We start from the raw sequence: 6,281 nt of genomic DNA on the forward strand, positions 1-6,281 counted from the left end.
CAACACTCCCGGCTGCATCTGGTATTCCCGATAATCTGAGAAGGACTATTGTTAGACTACCAAACACCGCTAAAGTATGTATTTTAATGCGAATGAAAAAGCCCGACGCAGGCTTTTAACTACGTTGTGTAAAATGATCAAGATCACTGCATTTATCCTCTTTGTAATATGCATGCATGTGAGTGCAACCGGTCTTTCACAGCAGGTAACGCTGTCGGTCAAAAAAGTACCGCTGCAAAAACTGTTCAAGGAAATCACCGCGCGCACCGGCGTGTCTGTGATCTATAGCGAAACGGTGCTGCGCAATACAGCGCCGGTTACGCTGTCTGTTAAGAACGCCTCACTGAAGCAGGTGCTGGACCTTTGTATAAAAGACCAGCCGATCAGCTACACCCTTGAAGGCAACAGCATCATTATTAAACGCCGGCCTGCCGATAATCCAACCGAAGCGCCGCCGCCCGCGGCAGACTCGCTGATCACTGCCACCGGCAGGGTTACAGATTCCAAAGGCGAACCGGTGCTGGGCGCTACCGTGTTGGTGAAAGGCACCATGCAGGGCACCAACACAGACGGTAACGGCCACTTTTCCCTGAAAGGCGTGCGCCCCGGCGCAGTACTGCAGGTCAGCTCACTGGGTTTTGAGCCGCAGGAACTGGCGGCCCGCAGCGGCGCGGTGAGCATTACCCTCAAAGAATCTGCCAGCAGCCTCAATGAAACGGTAGTGGTAGGGTACGGTACCGTGAAGAAAAGTGACCTCACCGGCGCAGTGGCCAAAGTGGGAGAAGCGACCATCAAATCAACCCCCATCCCCTCTTTAGACAGAGCCATGCAAGGCCGTGCCGCGGGCGTACAGGTTACCACCAACTCCGCGCGGCCAGGCGGTGCGGCCACCATCCGCATACGCGGTTCCGGCTCCGTGAATGCCGGCAATGACCCCTTGTACGTGATAGACGGCTTCCCCGTATCGGGCGGGCTTAATTCTATTAATGCAGACGACGTAGCGTCTATCGAAATACTGAAAGATGCTTCCGCTACTGCCATCTATGGCTCCAGGGGCTCTAATGGCGTAGTGATGGTTACCACCAAACAAGGCAAACCGGGCAAGGCCGTGGTGAGCTACAACGGCTACTATGGCTCGCAATCCGCACGCAGAACTATTCCGCTGCTGAACGCGCAGCAGTTCGCATTGTTCGTGAACGAAGCGCTGACCAACAACGGCGCGGTACCCTACTTTGACGGAAGCACGCCGGAAAGGGCGCTGCCGGAAACTTTCGGAGAAGGCACTGACTGGCAGGATGTTATATTGCGCAATGCACCCATCCAGAACCACCAGCTGGGCGTGAGCGGCGGCTCTGAAAAATCCCGCTACTCCATTTCAGCAGGGTATTATGACCAGCAGGGCATCATCAAAAACTCCGGCTTCAAACGGTATACCCTGCGCGTAAACCTTACTAACGACATCAGTTCCCGCGTAAAGACCGGCCTTTCCATGCAGGGCGCCTACACGCAGAGCAACAGCGCCAGAACTGATGTAGACGGAACAGAAGGCGGCGGCGTTACCAGCTCAGCCCTGAGCTATTCCCCCACCTTCCCTGTGTTCAATGAAGATGGCAGCTATTATAAAAACCAGGGATCGCTGAACGGGTACGGCGTTGATAATCCGCTGGCCGTTGCCAACGAGATCATCAACAAAAATTCCGTGCTGCGCCTGCTGGCCAACACTTACCTGGACTATGAGATCATTGACGGGCTGCATTTCCGCACCAGCTTCGGCGCAGACCTGCAAGCCTCCAAAACCAACAATTACACCACGCGCAAAGCCCTGGCCGGTGCTTCCCTGGGCGGCTCCGCCGCTGTGGCTAACTCGCAGAGCATCAACTGGCTCAATGAAAACACACTGCATTACACCCGCCAACTGGGCCACTATCATTCTCTCACCGCACTGCTGGGCTATACCATCCAGGGCCTGAACACAGAAAACGTTACGGCCAGGGCCAATACTTTTTCTGACGACTTTGCCCAGTACAATAACCTGGAGGCGAGCTCTACGCTCGTAGCACCCAGCTCGGACGCCAGCAACTGGAAACTGATCTCTTACATTGCGCGCGTCAATTACGGGTTTGACGACCGTTTCCTGCTCACCCTTACCGCCCGGCGCGATGGTTCCAGCCGCTTCGGCCCGCGGCGCAAGTTCGGCATCTTCCCCTCCGGCGCGCTGGCCTGGAAGCTGATGAACGAGCGCTTCATGCAGAAGCAATCCATTTTCTCCGATGCCAAGGTGCGCGTGAGCTATGGCCTTTCCGGCAACCAGGAAATCGGAGATTATCAATACCTGGCTAATATTGCCATTTCCCAATACGTACTGGGCGGTACCCTGCAGTCTTCAGCATACACCTCCGGCATTGCCAACCCTGACCTGCGCTGGGAGAAAAACGCGCAGTTCGATGCTGGTATAGACCTGGCCTTCTTCAACAACCGCCTTCAGTTCACGGCCGACTATTACAATAAAAAAACTGCTGACCTGCTGTTTTCCGTGAGCGTGCCCACCTCTTCCGGCTTCACCACCACGCTCAAGAACATTGGCAGCGTGCGCAACCGGGGTGTGGAACTTGCGCTGACCAGCGTGAACATAGACCGGCATGATTTCCGGTGGACCACCGATTTCAACATCACCTTTAACCGTAACAAGGTACTGCGGCTGGATGGCCGGGAAAGCTTTACCGCCGGTGCAGACGCCCGCATTTTTAACACCACCATCAATCCCATCCTGCTGCAGGTAGGTAGCTCCCTTGGCAATTTTTACGGGCTGGTGATGGATGGCATCTTCCAGAGCAAGGAAGAAATAGAAGCCTCCGCCCAGAAAACCGCCAAACCCGGAGACATCCGTTATAAAGACCGTAACAATGACGGTGTGATCAATGATAACGACAGGGACATCATCGGCAATTCCAATCCTGATCTTTTCGGCGGCCTTAATAATACTTTCACCTACAGGGGTATAGAACTGAATGTGTTCATACAGGGGAACTATGGGAACGAGATACTGAACTACGGTAACTTTGACCTGCTGAACCTCACCGCTGGCAACAACCAGAGCGCCCGCGTGCTGGACCGCTGGACGCCGCAGCATCCCAGCAATAGCATGCCCCGCGCCAACGCGGCAGGCGGTTCCCGCGTGCTCAGCAGCTTCCAGGTGGAAGACGGCTCTTACCTCCGCTTCAAGAATATTTCATTGGGCTACAACCTGCCGCAGAACTGGCTCAGCCGTCTGCATGTCAACTCACTGAAGGTGTACATTGCTGCGCAGAACCTGTTCACCATTACCCGGTACTATGGCTACGACCCCGAGGTGAACCGCTTCGGTAGCTCCTCTCTCAGCCAGGGGCTTGACTATGGTACCTATCCGGCAGCCAAAACCATACTGGCAGGCATTAATCTGAAATTTTAATCTTATGAAGATGATCAAACAAACAATATATATGCTGATGGCGGGTATACTATTGACTGGCACCGCCTGCGAAAAGCAGCTGGATATTGCATCCGTTACCAACCTCACCAATGCCACCTACTATAAAACAGCGGAAGACGCCAAATCCGCATTGGGAGCTTGTTACAAGAGCATGGGCGTGCTGGACCCTTTCCCTGACCTGGTGACTACAGACGATGCTGTGCCTTTCCTTTCCGGCGCCGCAGACAGGGTGCTTCTCTGGAGGTACAACCTCACGCCTTCCAATTCTTTCATCAATATTTACAGTGGCGCCTATGCAGGCATCAACCGGTCTAATACGCTGATAGACAGGCTGCCCGGCATTCCCATGAACGAAGAGCTGAAAAACAGGTACATAGCCGAAGCCAAGGTGCTGCGCGCACTGCACTACTTCAACCTGGTACGCCTCTATGGCGGCGTGCCCATTACTATAACGGAAACGGCTACACTGGAAGGGCTCGACATACCGCGTAAAAGCGTTGACGAAGTATATGCGCAGATAGAGAAAGACCTCACGGAAGCGGAAAACGTACTGCCACCAAGCTATCCTGCTGCAGATGCCGGCAGAGTGACTTCAGGAGCCGCCAAAGGGCTGCTGGCAAAGGTATACCTCACCCGCGCGGGTACAGACAAAAGCTCTCCCTTCTGGGGCCAGGCAGCCGCCAAAGCCAAAGAAGTGATAGACCAGGGTGTGTATGGCCTCTATGCTAATTTTGCGGATGCCTTTGCACTCACCGCCCGCGGCGGCAAGGAAAACATGCTGGAAGTGCAATACCTCACAGATGTTTACGGTCACGGCACAGGGCGAGGCTACGGACCGCGCGCGGCGCCTATTTTCCCCGGCGGAGGCTCTGCCATCGCAAGGCCCACGGAAAGCCTCTTTAACGCTTACGCGGCTAACGACAAGCGGAAGCCTGTTACCTTCATGACCTCCTATACCTACAACGGCGTTACTACCAATCTTTCCATCACAGACCCCGATCCCAGCAAAGCCGTATCCTTCCAGAAGCTGTGGGACAGAAGCGCCAAAACTAACGGTGGCGAAGGCACCAGCCGGCCGGTATTGCGGTATGCAGACGTGTTGCTCATATACGCCGAAGCGGCCAATGAAGCTAACGGCGCCCCTACCGTTGAAGCCTATACTGCGTTGAACAATGTGCGTACGCGCGCCGGGCTGGCAAACCTGAGCGGACTGGGCTACCAGGATTTCAAAGAAGCCGTTTGGCTGGAAAGAAGGCTGGAGCTGGCTTTTGAGAACAGCCGCCGCTTTGACCTGGTGCGCACCGGCAGGCTGATAGACGCCGTGAAAGCGGAGAACAGCTACAACCGGAATGCAGAGATACAGCCCTTCCATGAACTGTTCCCCATCCCCCTGTCTGTTATGGACGCCAGCCCCACGCTGGAACAAAACCCAGGCTATTAATCCATTAAAACAATAACAACGTCATGTATACACGCAGACACTTTCTGACCCAAACGCCGGCTATGCTGGCATTGCTGGCGGGCCTGCCTTCACTGGCAAGCTCCTGCAACAGCAAAAAGAAAACCATCTTGCTCCGCTCTTCATGGCAAACCGTCAACATCGGGGATATTGGCCATACCCCCGGCGTGCTCGCGCTGTTGGAAAAACATATTCCCGATGCGGACGTCATACTCTGGCCTTCCAGTGTAGATAACGGCGTGAAAGAAATGCTGCAGCGGCGTTTCCCGAAAGTAAAAATAGTGGAGGGTAAAGAAGAAGTAGACGCCGCCATTGCCCAGTCTGATTTTCTGCTGCATGGCTCCGGCCCTTCCCTGACAGCTCGTAAAGACGTAGCGCGCTGGGCCGCCACCGGCAAGCCTTACGGCATTTACGGCATTACCTTCCCCGGCTATTACGGGGAGCCGTCTGCCACCACCAAAGCAGCTTTCCCCATGGAAGTGGAGCTGCTCACCAAAGCGCAGTTTGCCTATTTCCGGGATTCCATTTCCCTGCAGTTTGCGAAAGACCATGGTGTGAAATGCCCCATTATGGGCTTTGCACCAGATGGCGCCTTTGCAGTAGATCTGCAGAACGATGCAGCGGCAGAGGCTTTCATGAAAGAACACGGGCTGGAAGCAGGCCAGTTCCTTTGCGTTATACCCCGGCAGCGTTTCACCCCATATTGGGAAATACCTTCCAAAAAGCGGCCAATTGACGAAAAAAAGGACGCACGCAACCAGGAAATGAAAGAGCATGACAACGCCCCTATCCGCGAAGCCATTGTGGAAGTGGTACGGCAAACACCCATGAAAATACTCATCTGCCCGGAAGATGAAACACAGGTAAAACTAGGCAAAGAAATTTTGTACGATAAATTGCCGGAAGATGTAAAAGCGAAAGTAGTTTGGCGGGACCGTTATTGGCTGACAGACGAAGCGCTTAGCACCTACCGCCGCTCCGCCGGCATGTTCGGGCTGGAAATGCACTCTCCCATTATGTGCATCGGCCACGGCATTCCGGCCATGGTAGGCCGCTTTCAAGAACAAACCAGCAAAGGTATAATGTGGCGCGACATTGGCCTGGGCGAATGGCTGTTTGATATGGACAACGAGGCAGACATCCCCAAAATACTGCCCGCCGCGCTAGCCATGGCAAAAGACCCTGCCGCAGCAAAGCAGCTGGCAAAAAAGGGACAGCAGTTTGTAGAAGATAAACAACGGGAAACAATGGGCGTGTTAAAAAACAAGCTGAATGCATAAGTGAAGAAGGGATGACTGTATATGGAACAGCAATAAACTGTATACATCAACCGGAAAAAACGGAAGTCAATAC

General features: G+C 54.1%; 3 protein-coding genes. All 3 read left to right on the forward strand.

Annotated features, from left to right (window positions below; translation table 11 throughout):
• Nucleotides 1-133 precede the first annotated feature (133 nt).
• The 3 genes from VN105_RS13360 to VN105_RS13370 are packed head-to-tail and all read left to right on the forward strand — an operon-like array spanning nucleotide 134 to nucleotide 6,208.
• Nucleotides 134-3,448: a TonB-dependent receptor gene (locus VN105_RS13360; RefSeq protein WP_325641650.1), complete on the forward strand. Its 3,315-nt coding sequence runs from the start codon at nucleotides 134-136 to the stop codon at nucleotides 3,446-3,448.
• Between the two features lie 10 nt (nucleotides 3,449-3,458).
• The gene (locus tag VN105_RS13365; protein WP_325641652.1) at nucleotides 3,459-4,910 is read left to right on the forward strand and encodes a RagB/SusD family nutrient uptake outer membrane protein; all 1,452 of its coding nucleotides are present in this window, start codon (nucleotides 3,459-3,461) and stop codon (nucleotides 4,908-4,910) included.
• A gap of 23 nt (nucleotides 4,911-4,933) precedes the next feature.
• A complete protein-coding gene (locus VN105_RS13370; RefSeq protein ID WP_325641654.1) occupies nucleotides 4,934-6,208 on the forward strand; it encodes a polysaccharide pyruvyl transferase family protein in 1,275 nt (424 codons plus the stop codon).
• Nucleotides 6,209-6,281: the final 73 nt, after the last annotated feature.

It is taken from the genome of Chitinophaga sp. (assembly GCF_035564935.1).
In the GTDB taxonomy this organism is placed as follows: Bacteria; Bacteroidota; Bacteroidia; order Chitinophagales; family Chitinophagaceae; genus Chitinophaga.

Coding starts and splice junctions, on each gene's coding strand:
- VN105_RS13360 (WP_325641650.1), top strand. CDS start 134: ATGATCAAGATCACTGCATTTATCCTCTTTGTAATATGCATGCATGTG.
- VN105_RS13365 (WP_325641652.1), top strand. CDS start 3,459: ATGATCAAACAAACAATATATATGCTGATGGCGGGTATACTATTGACT.
- VN105_RS13370 (WP_325641654.1), top strand. CDS start 4,934: ATGTATACACGCAGACACTTTCTGACCCAAACGCCGGCTATGCTGGCA.